The organism is Microcoleus sp. FACHB-SPT15 (assembly GCF_014849525.1).
Lineage (GTDB): Bacteria > Cyanobacteriota > Cyanobacteriia > Cyanobacteriales > Coleofasciculaceae > Symplocastrum > Symplocastrum torsivum.
This window is the reverse complement of sequence record NZ_JACJNU010000062.1, coordinates 102393-119574: the sequence shown is the minus strand read 5'-3', so window position 1 is coordinate 119574 and position 17182 is coordinate 102393. Positions and strand designations below refer to the sequence as shown.

Genomic DNA, 17182 nt, shown 5'->3' with positions numbered 1-17182 from the left:
TACTGATTTGGACTTTAATGTTGTTGAAACTGGGGTAAGGTAACGGTAAACGAGATAATTGAAGTCTGTGAATCTTCAGATGGACAGCTAGAGACATCAATCGTGCCATTAAGATGCTGTACCAAGCACTTTACCAAAGCCAAGCCCAGACCAGTGCCTTGAACAGCTTTTTGCGTAACCCCTTGACCGCGACGAAACTTATCAAATATATGTTTCAGATCTGTTTCTTGGATACCCGTACCAGTATTGGATAAGGTGAGAACAACTTGATTCCCTGATTGCTGGGCTTGCTGAGTGACCTGCAAACAAACCTTTGTGTCTGGATCGGAATACTTGCCAGCATTCGTCAAGAGTTCCAGCAGAATGCGGTTCAGGCTGTCGGGGTCGGTGTTGAGCATCAGCGAGGGTGCTGGAGACTCTACACTCAAGGTTAACCTCTTACCTACCCATTTCTGCTCAAACGACTTAGCCAGTTCTTTGATCATCAACATCAGGTCAATCTTTTGCGGCTGGAGGTGGGATTGGTCAGATTCCAGTCGCTGTAAACTGAGTAAGTCGTTGATCAGGTCAATTTCTTTATTACACTCCTGCTCTAGGATCGATAAGTACTTTTGACGACGCTCTAAAGGGAGTTCCGGTTGACGCAGCATCCGAATTGCTAGACTCATCGTTGTTAGAGGCGTTCGCAATTCATGACTCATGCTACTCATGAATTCTTCTTTGAGTTGATTTAACTGCTGTAGCTGGTCAATCTGCCTACGTGTTTTTTCATACAATTTCGCTTGTACTTCCAAACTCCGTTGCAGTTGGGCAGTGCGATCGTCAACTAGAGATTGTACTTGCCGTAGCGTTTGATTTTGAATCAGAGTAGTACTTACTTGGGTACTCACCCATTTGACTAACTCTATTTCATTTGTGTACCAGGAGCGCGGCTGGTGATGCTGCAATACTAGAAACCCTAATACCGTAGATGTATCACTATGTATCCCAACCAGGGGAACGATGAGGACAGAACCTTGCATTGTTCGGTCAAAGATTGAGCGATCGCTATTCTCCTCGGCATCAGGAACATTGTGTTGAGTGCCAATGACTAGCGGTTCAGGGGCATTTCTAAAAGCTTGTTGGCATAGGGAAGATTCGGAAAGCCAGAAGGATTGGTTTAAGAGTGTAGTACGGCTTTGGGTTATCGGTGTAGCGTTGCTGGTTGTGTCCTGTTCCTCTAACCACTCACAAGTTACCGTTACCTCAGTTTTTGGCAGCTTCTTGGAAGGTCGATGTTTAAAGAGTGGATCGGTGTACTTCAACAATAGGAGCAAGCCGTGACTAACATTAAGCGCTTGTGCTGTACCTCTGATCGCGATTTGGAAGATATCTTCAAGATTAAAATCGCTACGAATTGCCACACTCAACTGATTGAGCAGAGTTTGGTGTTGAGTTGCTGTCTGCACCTGCTGAGTTAGTTGGGCTTGAGAAATCGCGACAGCTACCGATTCTGAAACGACTCCTAGTAGTTCTTTCTCTTGTGTAGTCCATTGGTGCGGTTGCGATCGCCCCAAAACAATTACCCCGTTGGCAACTGCCTGAAATTGGGTGTAGTTCCTCAATACGGCCCTACACGCTAGCGCTTGTGAGTACCAGCCAAAGGCTTGATCAACTTCTGATGACTGAAGATCTGCGATCGCCAGAGGATTTACATCACCTAAATCTTCTACTCGCCCTTGATGTTGCAACAACTGCGCTTGGTACTTAGGTTCATGAATTAAGTGGTCGTCAGAAAACCATGTACCCGTTTGGGTTGTCATTCCTCGGTTAACTCCCGCCACAATTAAGCAAACATCTACCTGAAAAATCTCTCCTACAGCCTTAGCTGTTCTCGATAATAAGGTGTGCGAATCTCGACTTGTAAGGATGATGTGAGTAACTTCTTGCCCGATTCGATTAGATTCTTCCGGGTGCTGCATAAGTGAACCTTTCTGCTCCTGCATGAAAACTGGTTCAACGATGTCGGACAGACCTGAAGTCAAAGGATTTACCGTTGGGGCTGCGTTATTGAAGCAGCTCTTAGAGAGCATTGCGCTTTCTATATCCATGACGCTTGTTGCACAACTTATATTAGCGGAGCTTGTTTAGGGATTAATAGAAAGCCAGTATCAAACTACAGGATTCACTTCCTACAAAGCGCTAGTACTATGACTAGCCGTCAACTTTCTAGTTAACGTTTTGTAAAAGCTCACTGTACTCTCTTCATCCCCCGATTGGTCAGACCGACTGTCAAAGCAGTAATCTTGCCAACATTATTGTTCCCAGTTTTATCCCCCTTTTACCAAAACACTAAACTTTTTTCTGTAGCAACGGACAACTCACTGCTGTTTGTGTAGTAGGTTCTCGTCTGCGTTCCGGAAGTGCTTTAGTTGACAGGTATTACTTGGCTAAGAACGCCTCTGTATGGCTTGTTTTTGTGCCGCCTCACTATTCTTGCGGTAGAGTTTCATCCGATCTTGAGCCGTCTTGTAGCGCTGGTCATTCGGTTTCACTGCTCCCATTAAATCTGAAGCTCGCTCCCACTTTGCCGCCAAATCTAACCACTGAGCAGAAGTCTTGACCGTTTGACCCGCAACAGATGCCTGCTCTGCCAGTCGTACCGCCTCAACAAATGGATCGGTTGTGGAGGATGTTGGTGTCAGTGAGGACTCGCCTGTTGAATTTGGTGATTGGGTTGTTATCTTGACAGCCACTTTTGAGCCTAGCCAATCATAGAGGAACCAACCCCCTATGATTAAAAGCAAAGTCAAGCCAACACCGTTCAGAATGCCACGTTGGTATCGCTTGTTGTGTCTATGGTTGTGCGAAGAGGCATTCGTGAAACTCGGCGTTTTCCTCGGTACTGTTTGTTGATCTTTAATGCCTTGGGCGATTCGCTTGAAGAGGTTCGGCTTGGCAAGAATTATTTCTTCAGACCAAAGTAACTGATCTTCTGGGTCGCGCATTATTTCTTCTAGCCAAAGCAACTGCTGCTCTCGCACAATTCGGCTGTTGATTCTGACGCGGCGGATGTTACGCGGTGCAATGCCTTCAAGAATCTGCCGGATTTGCGCGATTAGTACAGACGGCTCTAACTGCTCTTTACTTGCCGCCTCACATAACAGTTGTAAGACACCATCAGCAAAAACAGCTCTAGTTCTGACACCAACGTCTGCTAGCTGTTCATTCAGCGTTTGAATAATTGCCGCCACACTACCCTGGCGAGCTTGTCTAGCGATGTCATCCATCGGATGATGTATTTTTCTTTGAGCCATGGATTTGTAGTTATGGCTGACTTTCCTAACTTAGAGTATCAGCGTTTTGTACAATCTCCTCCTGAATGACGTTTTTTAATCTTCTAGTGTCGAGCCTTATAGAAGTTTACAATTAGCTTAGATATCTTAAAGAGAGTAAATAAGAGGGTTTTCATGCTGCTCAAGTCCACTACCCGACACATTCGCATCTATACAGCAACCGTTGAAAACAACGAGATGGTTGAGAGCGACAACGTTCTCACGTTAGATATTGACCCAGACAACGAATTTAACTGGAACGAAGACGCCCTGCAAAAGATGTATCGCAAATTCGATGAACTCGTTGAGTCCTACAGTGGGTCAGATCTGACAGAGTATAATCTTCGCCGTATCGGTTCTGACCTGGAACACTTTTTGCGATCGCTTTTGCAGAGCGGTCAAATTAGCTATAACCTTGAGAGTCGGGTTCTCAACTACAGCATGGGACTACCACAAGTAGCTCCTCAAGAGCAGTGATTAAATCCCCTAGCGCCAAGTACGATTTCCTTCTTCATCCGTGCGGGCTTGGCGAATCACATCAGAAATTTCTTCAGCATCCTTAACGTGGTGTAGAGCCTCCTCATGCCCATCTGGGGGTTCTTGAACCACAAAATAGGTGGGAACTTTAACGTGGTCACCTGTAATGTCAGGGGCATCAACAGCAATCTGCTTTGCCTTTTCTTCAACAGTTTGAGCCTCTGGGTCGATTTTATCGCCGGGATTAACAACATCAAGCTGATCAGGCTTGTCAGGCTTTTCTTGAGAAGCGCCTGCGTTATGACCTTCTTGATCGACCTTATTGTCAGGATTAGTAATATTAGTTTCTTTGATTGCTTCTGGCTGACTCATAAAAACTCCTAGCGTTTTTAACACTTGCTATTCTTAGCCTGATAGTAGAAAAAAAAGCTAATCCGTACATCTTTCTGTGGTGGTAAGTAGTGTTTATCCAAAAAGGTCAAGCCCTCTTGCCTATGCAGCGATTACTGACTGGGGGATTCAGAAATATAAAGGGTGGCTGTTTTATACATTTACTCGGATTACGGCTTAAAGCTTTTAGGGTATAATAATCGCGTTCTATAGTTGTTAGTTCTAGCTCGGCATCGGAGGACGATTTATTAACGGGTGACTCGATATTTATCAGCCCGCTTTTGATTCAAAAATTGCTTCAGTGCTGTGCGACGATTCTCTAAAAAACGACTCCAAAAACCTGGGAGAAAATCATCCATTGTTTGCGCGAGTGCCCACGCCTCTAAATTGATTAGTTTATAACGCTGGTCTTGGGAGTGCTTTATCTCAGCAAGCAGCTTCCTAATCTCTAGGCTGGCAGGTGAATTGAGGTCTTGGAAGGTTTGACCCGTTGAAGCGTCAAGCTCAAGCTTAGACATGATGTTTTGACTATAAGGGCAACTTATCGATAAATTCAATTTTGTCCGAGTCTACCTAATCTAGATTTTCCGTAATGTAAATTATTGATAAGTTGATTGTGGAGAGGTGAGCTGTTTTTAATCTAAAACCTCAACACTACTTTCTAAAAAAATTAGGTAATTCCTTCCCTAGTACACTAAACAACAACGAGTTGCTTTTATCTTGTCTACACAAAAACCTTTAAGTCCGTGGAACTATAAGCCTTGGTGGTGTCAGCCTTGGTCAATCTTGCTGACTGGCGCACTAATCATTATCAGCAGTTGGCTAGTGCTAACAAGTGTTTGGGTAACAATTCTCATTTCTACTCCGATTCTGGTTTGGTGGACTTACTTTTTATTCCTTTGGCCTAAGCTAATGAAGGACAGTGGCTTATTAGAGAATTATCAACAATCTAGCCAAGACTCTCTACCTTAAGTAGGAGATTCTTGAACAGTGTCTCAACTTGTCCTTGAGTCAGGCGCTAAAATCTGTAATCAATACGCTTGCACAAGATACTTGAGGAAGGGGAGCAATTCCCTAATCAAAGGCAAGTGCGATTAGTAGCCAAATTGTCATCGGCTGAATGTAGCGAAAAATTTTCATGGAAAATCCTGCGGCAACGCTCCACTGCTCTAACACCCGCTGTCAGGCTTCTAACCCTCAGAGCAACAAGTTCTGCCAGAATTGTCGCACGCCACTGCTCAGACGTTACTTGTGGGCAATTGGTCAGGCAATAGACTCCTATAAACCTGGAGAGGTGATTGCAGAGCGCTATCTACTGGTAGCTCAACGGATTCTTTTGGATACTAAGCCAGGAATGCCGCCGGAGACACCACAGGATTTTCCTCAAGGGATTATGTCCTATCTCAGGCTTTCTCCCTATGGGCTACACGTTCCTAAAGTTTATGGGTGCGTCACGTCGATGCAGCAAGGTCCTACTCCTGTAATCTGGTTACTAGAAGACGGGCCGATTTATGAGAGTGGCATCTTTCGAGGAACGCAAACGTCTGATCCTGAAGGACAGTTGTTACCAGAACTGGGAAGCGTCTGGAAAGGTACGCCAGCGATACGCCAACTCAACTGGCTATGGCAGTTAGCCACGTTGTGGCAACCATTGAGTAGTGAGGGCGTTGCTTCTAGCTTATTGAAACCCTCACTTCTACGGGTCGAAGGCTCAATTATCCGCTTTTTAGAGTTGTACCCTGACACGAAGCAAGCACCAACACTCCAGCAACTCGGTCAACTGTGGCTACAACTCCTGCCAGGAGCAGATCCACTCATTAGTGGTTTCTTTCAAACACTCTGTAGCCAGTTGCAAGATAAGCAGATTCGGGACTCAGAGGAGTTAGTCAGACTGTTGGATCAGGCACTCCAAGACTGTGGGCGATCGCAATCACGCACGTATCAGATTTTCACACGTACCGATACTGGCCCTAGCCGTTCCCAAAATGAAGATGCTTGTTACCCACCCGCTGCCCAGTTAATCAGCGCCTCCAATAACTCAAGTGCTTTAGCGATTGTCTGTGATGGCATTGGCGGACATGAAGGCGGTGAAGTAGCCTCTCATTTAGCAATTGATACACTTCGCCAGCAGATAGAAAAACTAACCTTAAACCCAAACAACTGGAACCCAACAACGTTGACGTTGGAGTTAGAACGGGCTGCCTGCGCCGCCAATGACGCAATCAGCTCAAAAAACGACAGCGAACACCGCTCTGACCGTCAACGGATGGGTACAACGCTGGTCATGTCTCAAAGCTATGCCCATGAAATCTACATTACTCATGTTGGAGATAGCCGAGTCTATTGGGTGACTCGCTATAACTGTCACCAAGTTACTGTAGATGATGATTTAGCCTCTCGCGAGGTGCGACTAGGCTACAACCTTTACCGAGGAGCCGTACAACAGCCAAGCTCTGGTTCTTTGGTACAAGCATTGGGTATGGCTCCCTCCACAACACTTCATCCAACAGTACAGCGTTTTGTGATGGATGAAGATTGTGTATTTCTGCTGTGTTCCGATGGACTGAGTGATAATGACCGGGTTGAGCAATATTGGCATACAGAAATCTTGCCCATTCTTTCCGGTCACGTCGATTTGCCAACAGCAGGAGCGCGACTCATTGAAATTGCTAATACTCAAAATGGGCATGACAATGCCACGATCGCGTTAGTTCACTGCAAATTATCACCTTTGGGGGGAAGCAGCCAAACCACCGTCTCATTGCCACAACTAGAAGCACCAACATCTTCAGCAAGAGTGCCAACCACCGTAGCTAGTGCAACTCCTTCCCAAATGAAAACGCAACAGTTGCCGTCAAAAGCTAGAACACGGCATCCTTGGGGGTTATTACTTGGAATCATTGTCTTACTCGGACTAGGCGGTGCGTTAGCTTATGTATTAATCCCACACGGCTGGGTGGCTTCGTTACTTGGTGCAGGCTCCCAACCCAGTACCACGCCCCCGTCAGCTAGTCCCTCCCCAACAGTAAGCCCAACACCAAGCGCTTCAGCGGTTTCTACCTTGGAGCCTTCAGCCGTAATTCAAGTCACCAGTTCAACGATCAAAAGGGCTGAGGGTGGGAATACTCCGCTTTTACTACGACAGGGACTGCCACCTCAAGACCAATTGATCGTTGGTGTCGTCCCTGCTGGTAGCATTTTGCAGGTTGTCACCCCATCGCTAGATCAACAGCAACGTTGGCTACAGTTGAAGGTTTGCTCTCCTGGTAGCCGTTCTAGCGCTCAACAACCTACTCCAACCAAAACCCCTCCGACAAGTCCTCAAACTTCAGTCAGACAATCCCCAACTGCCTCTAACCCTAGGCCAACTTCCGTGGTTTATCGTCCAGTAGAACGAGGAGATGGCGGCTGGATTCGAGAGTCAGATATTTTACAGAATATCAATCAAAGTTTCACACCAACCTCTGCTCAAACTAGTACCTGTGTTGATCCAAGTCCTTCTGTCTCCCCTCGCTCTACACCCGTACCGACTCAAACGCCCTAATTGTTACTGGGGTTGAGTACTAGCTCAAGAAGCCTAGATCCAGGAACGGAACCACATTCGGAATTGATAATCTTGAACAGATAAAGGAAGACCTAAGTAGATAGGTAACCAAAACATAAACGCTAGCAAGACTAAAAAAATTACAGTAGCACCAGCGCTTTTATAGTCAGTCTTGTCACTGTGTAGCCAAAGATCAACCAGCCAAGCCAGTGCTAACCCCGAAAAGACTGATGCTCCCATGTAGTGGTAAAGAAATGTACAGCGAGTTACCCTCACCCAAGGCAGCAAGTTTGCCAGCCAGGTAAGCACTAGATAGAGCGCCATCCAAGTATAAGGAGTTGGCGAAGATTTCCAGCCAACTCCTTCTAGAAAGCGCAACGCTAACATCAACAGCAGCAAGAAAATTGCCGCCGTCGATAGCCACCACAGGAAAGGATTGCCCATTGCATGGACATCATAGATTACTTGACCTGCACCTTTTGGTAAGGGTGGGTAAGCTGGCACTTGCTCAGCCGTGCTACGAGCCGTTTGATAGAAATATGCCACTGGGCGCCACATCAAGAGCCAGCTATACCATTTAGAACAATAAGGATGTACCTCAGGTCCACTGCCAATTTTTTCGTGGAATGTAAGGATGTCATACTGGGCTTGCCAGAAGCCCGGTGTTGGATTCATCTGTAAGTGAGGAATCCAGAGGAAACTGTAGGTTAGAACTGGGATGATTGCGAAATTCCAAGCAATATGAAAAACGTTCAACTGAGTCAGATTTTGTAGCGGCGTTTGGGATTTTGTTGTTCTCACCTCTGAATCTTTAGTGCCGAAGATCGAGCAAACCCGCCTCATTAGCCACGCTGCTATCCAAACGAGATAAACCCCCAGCAGAAACCACAAACCGTTCCATTTGATACAAGCAGATGCCCCAAAAAATATACCTGATAAGGCAAGTGTTCTCCAACGTTTCTGCTTTGGCTGGTTCAGGGCAATTAGAAAGTATAACTGACCGAGTAATCCCAGGATGACTAGATAGACATTATTTAGGGCATAGCGGGACTCGACTAGGAATAAACCATCAGCGGCAGCAAAGAGAGCAGCTATAAGGGCATAACTACGACGGTGATTAAGCTGATAGGCAATAGCCGCAACAACGAGGGGAATAAAGGAGCCAGTTAGGGCATTGAACCAACGGTAACTCCAGGTGGAACGAATTGAACCTGTCAAGCCGTTAACTGTATCCTGTCCAATAGGAAGGTGAGAGCCAATCCAAATCCCGATCGCGATAAAGTATTGGCTCAAGGGAGGATGAGCGTTGAAAAACTTTGTCCCGGTTAGATAGTTATTAGAAAATTTCGCGTAATAAACTTCGTCAAATACTAAGGCATTAAATCGACCCAGCCCCCAAAAGCGTAGGGCAACTGAAGTGACAAAGATCGCACTCATGCCGATGCTGAACCAGGGGACAGTCCAGTTAGATAGTTTTTTAGACAAAGTCATAAAACTACGCTCCATAGCTCAAAAGCTTTTTGGGAAATGTGTCGCATCATTCCAAAACGTTACCTAATTAGACTCTAGTCTAGGGGCAGTGTATGTCGGGCTACAGACATGAGTAATAGTGAAGCGAATGAATTGAGGCACCGTGAGATTGGTTCAAGTCCTGATCCGTCACCTCAACCAGAACCGACGGGATGGCAGGGGACAATCGCACGGTATTTCAAATTTCAGGAATACCGGACGAATATCCGCACGGAAGTGTTGGCGGGTGTCACCACTTTTATGACAATGGCATATATTTTGGTGGTCAATCCAGGGATTTTGTCCGATGCGATTTTTCTCCAACAGTCAGGCGATTTGTTCAATGAATTGGTAATTGCCACAGCGATCGCAAGTGCGATTGCTACCCTAACAATGGGCTTATTGGCAAATTACCCGTTTGCCCTAGCCCCTGGTTTGGGGTTGAATGCCTTTTTTACCTATTCAGTCGTTTTAGGACTGGGTATCGAGTGGCGTACTGCCCTCACGGCTATCTTACTCGAAGGGCTAATTTTTATTGCCCTGACCTTGTTTAACATTCGCAGCCTTCTTGTTACAGCCATTCCAGAATGCCTCAAACAAGCGACAGCCGCAGGAATTGGCTTTTTCATTGCCTATATCGCCTTAGCTGGCGACCCAGCCACGGGTGGTGCTGGCATTATTGTCGCTGACGAGGCAACAAAGACAAGCTTGGGTGATTTAGGTCAGCCAACAACCTTAATGGCGATCGCAGGTATTTTGATTACATCAGCCTTTGTGGCGAGACGCATTAAAGGGGCATTGCTTTGGGGCATTCTCGCTACGGCATTACTGGGATGGATTCTTGGCATCGCTGACTGGCCCAAGGGCATTTTTGGCTTACCACAATGGCCAGGAGATTTGCTAGGTCAAGCCATTTTTGGGTTAGGACAACTGGGTCAGACCAACTTGTTAGATTTCATCGCCGTGATGTTCGTCTTTCTATTTGTTGATTTGTTTGACACGATTGGCACCCTGGCAGGTGTCGGTACCCAGGCGGGATATATTGATGAAAATGGTCAACTGCCTCGTGCGAGTCAAGCGTTGATGGCAGATGCTATTGGGACGACTGCGGGAGCCGTTTTGGGGACTTCGACGGTTACAACGTTTATTGAGTCGGCTTCTGGTGTTTCTGAAGGAGGACGTACTGGCTTTACGGCAGTAGTTGTTGCTGGCTTATTTACCCTGTCGATATTTTTCATTCCCTTACTGTCCGCTATTCCCGCCTTCGCAACGGCACCGACATTGGTGATTGTTGGTGTATTAATGGCGGGTAATGTCAGAGGAATTCACTGGGATGACCCGGCGGAGTCGATTCCTTCGTTTTTGACTATCCTGATGATGCCGTTGACCTTCTCGATCGCTGAGGGTTTAGCGGCTGGTTTCATTACCTACCCTCTAATCAAGACCTTTCAAGGCAAAGTGCATGAGACATCGCCAGCAGTGTGGATTATGGCTGGCATTTTTGTTCTACGCTTTGTGATGATGGCGCTAAAAATTGGCGGCTGATACTATTTGGGATGAGAACGAAGCTGTTGCCAAGGGTGAGGTCAGTTCAGGATACAACTATGTCCACAAATAGGGATAAGGAATACAAATGGACATCAAAGTCATGAGCTTCAATTTGCGCTATGACAAGCCTGACCCTGGTGACAACGCTTGGACAGTCCGGAAAAAGGCAGTGGCGAGGCTCATTACTCACCATGCACCGGATGTTGTTGGCACTCAGGAAGGTCAGGCGCATCAACTGCTAGACTTGCATCGATTGCTACCGGATTACCAGAGTGTAGGAAGCGATCGCCTTGGCACAGGAGCAGGTGAGCATTGTGCTATCTTCTACAATACTCAGCGACTGCGGTGTCTTGCTAGTGGTGACTTTTTCTTAAGCGAAACTCCAGAAATCCCTGGTAGCATGAGTCTCCACTGGGGTAATTCTTTGCCACGTATGGCGACTTGGGCTGTATTTGCCGTTGTGGATGAGCAGCAAACTATTACAGTTTTTAACACTCATCTCGACTATGAAAGCGCGAAAGCCCAAGAATTGAGTGCAAAGTTGATAAGCGATCGCGCTTGTTCCCTGCTGCAAGCCAATCGCTTAAGTCACCTCAATCTACCTGAGTCTTATCTATTTCTCACGGGTGACTTTAACGCCGAGCCTGGAACAACAGCCCGAAAAGCACTGGAGCGTCCTTTGCTCAATCATATAACCCTCCTCGATGCCTTTGCTGGTGTTGAATTAGAACATCAGCAGAGTTTCCACGACTTTACAGGAAAAGGCTTTGTTGCCCTTGATACGATTTACTATGACGGACGTATCAGGCTTCGGAATGTAGAGTTAGACACAGGACAATGGGAAGGAGTTTTGCCTTCCGATCACTTTCCTGTAATCGCAGACTTTGTCTCTCCTGTAGAGTGAAAAATGCACAGCACTTGCTTCTATCGGAAAAATCTGGTTTATTTTTTGTAACAGTTTATGCAGTAAGTAGTTTTTGTCCGTTCCATAATCTCAAGAACTTTACACTCTGATCGTGCAACCTTTATGAAAAAATCTTTTGCTGTCGCTGCCATCCTCTCCACAGCCTGCCTGTTTGCTTCAGTCAATTCGGCTAGCGCTGGCCCCTGCATGTTTGGCAAAGATAAGGGTATAACTCCGAGGAATGAAGACTCTCTAACTTCCCCTACTACACAGTTGGACACAAATCAAGTGGATGCCAATGACAATAATCTGGGAATTCTCGGTATTGGCATGGCGGCAGTAGCGGGCTTATTGGGTGCTGGTATCGTTTACAAAGTACGTCGTGCTGGTCAAGAAGCGGATACGGCGCTTGCTGAGATTCCTCAAGAAGAATTCTTAAACGCGATCGCTTTCCCAATTTCAGTTCCGTCAGATGCACTTGTTGCCCCAATTTCAGAGCAAGATACAGTTGACTCTACGGCTGAGAAAGATTTGACTTTAGTCGGTTAGTCACTCAAAACTTGCGAAAAGCTCTATAACAACTAAGAAATTCACTTAGTGTTGACGGCTGCAACTACGACTATTTTGTGAAGGGGTGGACTTACTCTCCCGATATGAATCAAGGGATTGCGTCCACCCTTTCACACTTTTAGTTCAAAGCTTACTCACAAGCTGCATCAGCTTTTTTCAGTTCACTCTTCGATTCGTAGTAAACTACAGTGCCTTTGTCTCGGACAAAATGGCAACTGCGCCAAGAACGAAGGAAAGCCTTGAAGATAGAATCGTCAGACTTACGGTAGTAGTCTCCCAAAATTGGTTTGATTGCCTCTGTCGCTGTTTTTAGATGGTAATGAGGCATATTGAGGAAAATGTGGTGAGCGACATGAGTACCGATGTTATGGTGAATCTCATTGATGAAGCCATAACTGCGGTCAACGGTAGATAGCGCTCCTTTGAGGAAGTACCAATCTTTGCCACGATACCAGGGGATGTCTGATTCTGTGTGGTGCAAAAAGGTTACCAAGTCAAGCCAAACCACAAAGACGACATAAGGTCCGAGGTAGTACTTCAACAGAAATAGCCAGCCGTACTGATAAGTCAGCAAGCCCAAAAAGCCGATCATTAAAGACCATAGGATAGTGCTGGTTATTACATCCCACTTTTCAGAAGGGCGAAACAGCGGACTACTGGGGTTAAAGTGAGAGCCTGTTTCCCTTGCCGGAGAACGCTTAAACAGATACAAGGGATAGACAAACAGTAATACCTCGAAGCGTAAGAGCTTTTCCCACCAACGCATACTGCGATACTTAGTTTCAGTGACGGGGTACCAGCTTTCATCGGTGTCGATGTTCCCTGTGTTTTGATGATGGGTTCTGTGGCTGATGCGCCAACCGTGGTAGGGAACAAGAATGGGTGTGTGAGCCAAATGTCCAATCAGATTATTTAGCCATTTCTTCTTGGAAAAAGAACCATGTCCGCAGTCGTGTCCAACGACAAATAGTGCCCAAAACATTGTTCCCTGCATTAGCCAGAACACGGGCAAGAACCACCAAGAATCAAAAAAAAAGGCTACCCCATAGAGAGAGCCAATAATCGAGATATCGAGGAAAAAGTAAGACAGTGATTTCCAGGGTGATGGCTCGAAGCAATAAGCCGGAATAGCTGATTTTAGTTCTTGTAGAGTGAAGGGAAGCTCTGAGCGTCCATGATTCACTGATTCCTTTTGCGAAGGAATGTTTAACTCAATGAGATTTGATTGCACGCAGTTTTTCGTTCGACTTTAGTTGTAAGCACTGGGGATCATTCTATCCTTCAAAAGCAAATATGCAATCAAAGTAGCTCTTGATTCATAAATAAAATTATTTATCTGTATTTTTAGATACTTTTTGTTGTAAATCCTCATAAGTACCGCAGCCATGCGGAAAATGCATTGCCTATTGCAATCTGAAAACTAATCTGAAGGTGAGCAAGAGCGATCGCACTCTCTGTGACGGCATTGGCACCCAAAAATAGAGCATTGCTTGTGCGATCGCCTAACCCGAAACAATAGACTTGCTTTTGAAGCAGCAGAATTGAAGAGAGAAGGTTTTGCGATCGCTACTGCCTCTGTCCTCAAGAGATTCTTTGTCGCAAGCTTCAATTAAATTTTTCCTTCCGCTTCTGCCCTCTCCAATCCCTCTCGAATTAACCTCTGGGCTGTTTTCCCCTCAGAGCGATCCTCTGCTTCGGCAAGCTTTTTCAACTTCTCACTCTCATCTTCTGCCAAAGGCACATTCAGCCGCCGGACAACTTCTTTGTTTTTACTTGACTCTTTCTGGCTCATTATGGTTGAATAATAATCAATATGGTTTTATTAAACCATATGTCAGAAGCCAGCGCCCATCCCAACCAAAAGATCTGCGCTGGCTCTGGCTCCAAACTCAATGGAGATACGTTAATTATGCCTTACAGAGATTGTCTAAATCGGTGGTTAGTCGTTCGTCTGCTTCCTAATATGCAGCGAAAAGTCGTTGCTCGTTGCCGTACACAATCTGATGCTGATGGTCACTTGCAGATTCTTCGTTGCTTAATCCCTAACGCGAAGTTTGCGATTTTGTTTGACTCAGATTTGAAACCAGATTGTCAGCCCTAATTTGGTTGCAACAAAAAGCGCCTCCTTAGGGAGGCGCTTCTTATTGAGCGAGATTCTTAAGAATTAGCCATTGATAACTGGAGCGGTTAGAGCAACAGGAGTCGCTTCACCAGCAGCCAAGTCTAAGGGGAAGTTGTGAGCATTGCGCTCGTGCATTACTTCCATACCCAGGTTGGCGCGGTTGAGTACGTCTGCCCAGGTGCCAATCACACGACCTTGTGAATCGATGACCGACTGGTTGAAGTTAAAACCGTTCAGGTTGAACGCCATCGTGCTGATACCCAGAGCGGTGAACCAGATGCCGATGACAGGCCAAGCTGCTAAGAAGAAGTGCAAGCTGCGGCTGTTGTTGAATGAAGCGTATTGGAAGATGAGACGACCGAAGTAGCCGTGAGCTGCAACGATGTTGTAGGTCTCTTCTTCTTGTCCGAACTTGTAACCGTAGTTCTGGCTCTCGGTTTCGGTTGTCTCACGTACCAGTGAAGAGGTTACGAGTGAACCGTGCATCGCACTGAATAAGGAACCACCGAACACACCAGCTACACCGAGTTGGTGGAATGGGTGCATCAGGATGTTGTGCTCAGCCTGGAACACGAACATGAAGTTGAATGTTCCAGAGATTCCCAAGGGCATTCCATCAGAGAAGGAACCTTGTCCGATTGGGTAGATGAGGAATACGGCGGTTGCTGCTGCTACAGGAGCGCTGTAAGCTACGGCAATCCAAGGACGCATTCCTAAGCGGTAGGACAGTTCCCACTCACGTCCCATGTAGCAGAATACGCCGATGAGGAAGTGGAAGATTACGAGCTGGTATGGACCACCGTTGTAGAGCCACTCATCTAAGCTAGCGGCTTCCCAGATTGGGTAGAAGTGTAAGCCAATCGCGTTAGAGGAAGGAACAACGGCACCAGAGATGATGTTGTTTCCGTAGAGTAAGGAACCAGCAACAGGTTCGCGGATACCATCGATGTCTACTGGAGGGGCAGCGATGAAGGCGATGATGAAGCAGGTGGTAGCGGCTAGCAGTGTTGGGATCATTAACACGCCGAACCAGCCTACATACAGGCGGTTGTCGGTGCTGGTTACCCAGTTGCAGAACCGTTCCCACACGGAGGCGCTGCGTTCGCGCTGTAATGTGGTTGTCATTTGGTTTATTATTGCTTGATTTGTTTTTTGGTTAGGCAGACGTTTTTTGTCTGTCTGTAATTACATTAAGCTTTTTATTAAATTTTGTAAATAGGTTGAGACAAATTTTTTAGATTGACCAGTAGTGATGACCCAACTTCAACCGATTATCCACTTTTCAGGATTCGGTCAGCTCAGATCTTGCACCTGGAAAGTTGAATGTATAATCCGTGACTAAGTGCAAGAGGACGTATTCGTTCAAGCTCGAGTAAAAAAAGGAACAGCAGCAATTGGGGCAAGATAGCTTGAAGTGCAAGTTGTGCGGCTTGTCTCCAGTCAGGTGAATCTGGAGTGCCACTGGATAAATAAGCCCAATGCGCCAAAATGTAGGCAATAAGCGAGAGTATCAACCAACGATAAACCCCCAGCAAAGTTCCCTGACCAAAACGGTGTAAGCCAAAACGATGCTTTGCCGTTTTAAACCAACCTTCTATTTGCCATCGCCGTCGCCCCCACCAAGTAATGGTGGTAGCTTTGAGTTGTTTTGTAGATAAGACAAATCGCTTTTCTTTCTTGCCGTTATCGCGTTTGAGATAATACCAAGACACACAGACGGGAAACTTTAAGCCCACCAGCCGGACTTGCTGACCGCGCTTACATAAATCACAAACACTGCGTCCATCAATCAACTGGCGGTCACACCGGACTCCAGCAATCGCATGATACTTGAGCTTACGTATACCGTGTAAAAAATCAACGGAGCCAAAGGCAGTATCGACCAAAATCATCACCTGATAGCGCTTGGTCAGCGCTTGAGGCAAGCGTTTAACTAGTTTTAACCCTAAGTGGGCAGGTGAGGGCGTATCTTTACCTCTCCAAACCCGAAAACTCCAAGGCACTCTCCAGCACCCGACTACCAAATACAGCACGACCAAATGTAGCCCACGTTTACCGTTGTAGACACAGATGAGATGCTCAAAGGGTTTGAATTTCCCACACTTTTCTAGGGTTGTCAGGTCAATGATGACTTGTAACATCGGCCGTCGTCCTTTAGGGCAATCCGACAAAATTTGCTGAAGTACATAGTCGCGAGTGAGACGAATTAGCTTTCGAGTTGACCAGGAATAAATATTGAGAAACCGACTTAAAGCACTGGCTGACGCGAGTTTTACTGTGTTGGGGTAAAGGATGACCTTGAGCCTCTAGGAACAATCCCAACAGTGCTTGGAGATTGTCTCGTTGGTACTGGGAAGGCATCAATGACAGTAAGGTGTAAACTAATTGCTGGGCGTGGGCAAGAATTGGTTCCATTTTTCTTGCTTTTTAATATGCTTTTCACGCCCTTTTCTCTCATATTTTTGGCTGTCAATGCAAATCCAGGAGAATTCCTCTATTCAGCGCTTGCCCGATGCCTTAACTAAGTAATTTCACGATTAACAAGGTTAAGTTAACTACTCTTGACTACTGAGAGCAATTTTTGTTTCAGTGTGATTTTTTGCATCAATCATTCGCCTATTACGGGTTTATCCTGATTGGTGCAAGATCTGAGTCAGCCTATCTGTACCTAGAGGTAGTAGCTTGTTGTCAGTTGCCATGTAACCCTCGATTTGGGAAGGCGTAAAGCCAAAGTATTCAGTAGGAAATCGGGCAGCCAGATGCGGTAGCGTCCATCGCTCGACTTCTATAAACTTGTCGTTCAA

General features: G+C 46.1%; 17 protein-coding genes and 1 pseudogene. 7 read left to right on the top strand and 11 right to left on the bottom strand.

Annotated elements, in window-relative coordinates; translation table 11 throughout:
* Positions 1-14: 14 nt before the first annotated feature.
* Both H6F98_RS24960 and H6F98_RS24955 read right to left on the bottom strand, forming a co-directional pair.
* The gene (locus H6F98_RS24960; protein ID WP_192221419.1) at positions 15-2090 is read right to left on the bottom strand and encodes an ATP-binding protein; all 2076 of its coding nucleotides are present in this window, start codon (positions 2088-2090) and stop codon (positions 15-17) included.
* A 339-nt stretch (positions 2091-2429) separates the two neighbouring features.
* Entirely contained in the window at positions 2430-3296 is an 867-nt protein-coding gene (locus H6F98_RS24955) for a hypothetical protein (protein WP_192221418.1), read from the bottom strand.
* A 153-nt stretch (positions 3297-3449) separates the two neighbouring features.
* On the opposite strand from H6F98_RS24955, the gene H6F98_RS24950 reads away from it, so the two are divergent.
* Positions 3450-3791: an NAD(P)H-quinone oxidoreductase subunit M gene (locus H6F98_RS24950; RefSeq protein WP_192221417.1), complete on the top strand. Its 342-nt coding sequence runs from the start codon at positions 3450-3452 to the stop codon at positions 3789-3791.
* A 9-nt stretch (positions 3792-3800) separates the two neighbouring features.
* On the opposite strand, the gene H6F98_RS34675 is transcribed toward H6F98_RS24950, so the two are convergent.
* Positions 3801-4163: a hypothetical protein gene (locus H6F98_RS34675; protein ID WP_192221416.1), complete on the bottom strand. Its 363-nt coding sequence runs from the start codon at positions 4161-4163 to the stop codon at positions 3801-3803.
* A gap of 266 nt (positions 4164-4429) precedes the next feature.
* Positions 4430-4699 (bottom strand): hypothetical protein, encoded by a 270-nt coding sequence (locus H6F98_RS24940; protein ID WP_192221415.1) that lies wholly within the window; start codon positions 4697-4699, stop codon positions 4430-4432.
* A gap of 202 nt (positions 4700-4901) precedes the next feature.
* On the opposite strand from H6F98_RS24940, the gene H6F98_RS24935 reads away from it, so the two are divergent.
* Both H6F98_RS24935 and H6F98_RS24930 read left to right on the top strand, forming a co-directional pair.
* Positions 4902-5153, top strand: a complete 252-nt coding sequence (locus H6F98_RS24935) for a DUF6737 family protein (RefSeq protein WP_192221414.1) — start codon at positions 4902-4904, stop codon at positions 5151-5153.
* A gap of 166 nt (positions 5154-5319) precedes the next feature.
* Positions 5320-7725, top strand: a complete 2406-nt coding sequence (locus H6F98_RS24930; RefSeq protein WP_192221413.1) for a protein phosphatase 2C domain-containing protein — start codon at positions 5320-5322, stop codon at positions 7723-7725.
* Positions 7726-7758: 33 nt separating this feature from the next.
* On the opposite strand, the gene H6F98_RS24925 is transcribed toward H6F98_RS24930, so the two are convergent.
* Complete coding sequence (locus tag H6F98_RS24925) at positions 7759-9216, bottom strand: dolichyl-phosphate-mannose--protein mannosyltransferase (RefSeq protein WP_192221412.1); 1458 nt, start codon at positions 9214-9216, stop codon at positions 7759-7761.
* A 108-nt stretch (positions 9217-9324) separates the two neighbouring features.
* On the opposite strand from H6F98_RS24925, the gene H6F98_RS24920 reads away from it, so the two are divergent.
* The 3 genes from H6F98_RS24920 (at position 9325) to H6F98_RS24910 (ending at position 12235) form a co-directional block, all read left to right on the top strand.
* Positions 9325-10779 (top strand): NCS2 family permease, encoded by a 1455-nt coding sequence (locus H6F98_RS24920; protein ID WP_192221411.1) that lies wholly within the window; start codon positions 9325-9327, stop codon positions 10777-10779.
* An 88-nt stretch (positions 10780-10867) separates the two neighbouring features.
* Entirely contained in the window at positions 10868-11686 is an 819-nt protein-coding gene (locus tag H6F98_RS24915; RefSeq protein WP_192221410.1) for an endonuclease/exonuclease/phosphatase family protein, read from the top strand.
* A 123-nt stretch (positions 11687-11809) separates the two neighbouring features.
* Entirely contained in the window at positions 11810-12235 is a 426-nt protein-coding gene (locus tag H6F98_RS24910; RefSeq protein WP_192221409.1) for a hypothetical protein, read from the top strand.
* A 151-nt stretch (positions 12236-12386) separates the two neighbouring features.
* Here the strand turns inward: H6F98_RS24910 and H6F98_RS24905 are convergent, their stop codons facing one another.
* From H6F98_RS24905 to H6F98_RS24895, 3 genes are all read right to left on the bottom strand, one after another.
* Complete coding sequence (locus H6F98_RS24905; protein WP_313929942.1) at positions 12387-13439, bottom strand: fatty acid desaturase; 1053 nt, start codon at positions 13437-13439, stop codon at positions 12387-12389.
* Between the two features lie 237 nt (positions 13440-13676).
* Positions 13677-13865 carry a hypothetical protein gene (locus H6F98_RS24900; protein WP_192221407.1) on the bottom strand — a complete coding sequence of 63 codons (189 nt, stop codon included), beginning with the start codon at positions 13863-13865 and terminating at the stop codon, positions 13677-13679.
* Complete coding sequence (locus tag H6F98_RS24895) at positions 13866-14048, bottom strand: hypothetical protein (protein ID WP_192221406.1); 183 nt, start codon at positions 14046-14048, stop codon at positions 13866-13868.
* A gap of 39 nt (positions 14049-14087) precedes the next feature.
* Between H6F98_RS24895 and H6F98_RS24890 the strand changes: the two genes are divergently transcribed.
* Positions 14088-14357: a hypothetical protein gene (locus tag H6F98_RS24890; protein ID WP_313929941.1), complete on the top strand. Its 270-nt coding sequence runs from the start codon at positions 14088-14090 to the stop codon at positions 14355-14357.
* 63 nt (positions 14358-14420) lie between these two features.
* On the opposite strand, the gene psbA is transcribed toward H6F98_RS24890, so the two are convergent.
* From psbA to H6F98_RS24875, 3 genes and pseudogenes are all read right to left on the bottom strand, one after another.
* Entirely contained in the window at positions 14421-15503 is a 1083-nt protein-coding gene (psbA, locus tag H6F98_RS24885) for a photosystem II q(b) protein (protein ID WP_192221405.1), read from the bottom strand.
* Between the two features lie 227 nt (positions 15504-15730).
* Positions 15731-16793, bottom strand: a pseudogene (locus tag H6F98_RS24880) (transposase); the annotation flags it as partial.
* 212 nt (positions 16794-17005) lie between these two features.
* A complete protein-coding gene (locus H6F98_RS24875) occupies positions 17006-17182 on the bottom strand; it encodes a hypothetical protein (RefSeq protein ID WP_192221404.1) in 177 nt (58 codons plus the stop codon).

Coding starts and splice junctions, on each gene's coding strand:
- H6F98_RS24960 (WP_192221419.1), bottom strand. CDS start 2,090: ATGGATATAGAAAGCGCAATGCTCTCTAAGAGCTGCTTCAATAACGCA.
- H6F98_RS24955 (WP_192221418.1), bottom strand. CDS start 3,296: ATGGCTCAAAGAAAAATACATCATCCGATGGATGACATCGCTAGACAA.
- H6F98_RS24950 (WP_192221417.1), top strand. CDS start 3,450: ATGCTGCTCAAGTCCACTACCCGACACATTCGCATCTATACAGCAACC.
- H6F98_RS34675 (WP_192221416.1), bottom strand. CDS start 4,163: ATGAGTCAGCCAGAAGCAATCAAAGAAACTAATATTACTAATCCTGAC.
- H6F98_RS24940 (WP_192221415.1), bottom strand. CDS start 4,699: ATGTCTAAGCTTGAGCTTGACGCTTCAACGGGTCAAACCTTCCAAGAC.
- H6F98_RS24930 (WP_192221413.1), top strand. CDS start 5,320: ATGGAAAATCCTGCGGCAACGCTCCACTGCTCTAACACCCGCTGTCAG.
- H6F98_RS24925 (WP_192221412.1), bottom strand. CDS start 9,216: ATGACTTTGTCTAAAAAACTATCTAACTGGACTGTCCCCTGGTTCAGC.
- H6F98_RS24920 (WP_192221411.1), top strand. CDS start 9,325: ATGAGTAATAGTGAAGCGAATGAATTGAGGCACCGTGAGATTGGTTCA.
- H6F98_RS24915 (WP_192221410.1), top strand. CDS start 10,868: ATGGACATCAAAGTCATGAGCTTCAATTTGCGCTATGACAAGCCTGAC.
- H6F98_RS24910 (WP_192221409.1), top strand. CDS start 11,810: ATGAAAAAATCTTTTGCTGTCGCTGCCATCCTCTCCACAGCCTGCCTG.
- H6F98_RS24895 (WP_192221406.1), bottom strand. CDS start 14,048: ATGAGCCAGAAAGAGTCAAGTAAAAACAAAGAAGTTGTCCGGCGGCTG.
- H6F98_RS24890 (WP_313929941.1), top strand. CDS start 14,088: ATGTCAGAAGCCAGCGCCCATCCCAACCAAAAGATCTGCGCTGGCTCT.
- psbA (WP_192221405.1), bottom strand. CDS start 15,503: ATGACAACCACATTACAGCGCGAACGCAGCGCCTCCGTGTGGGAACGG.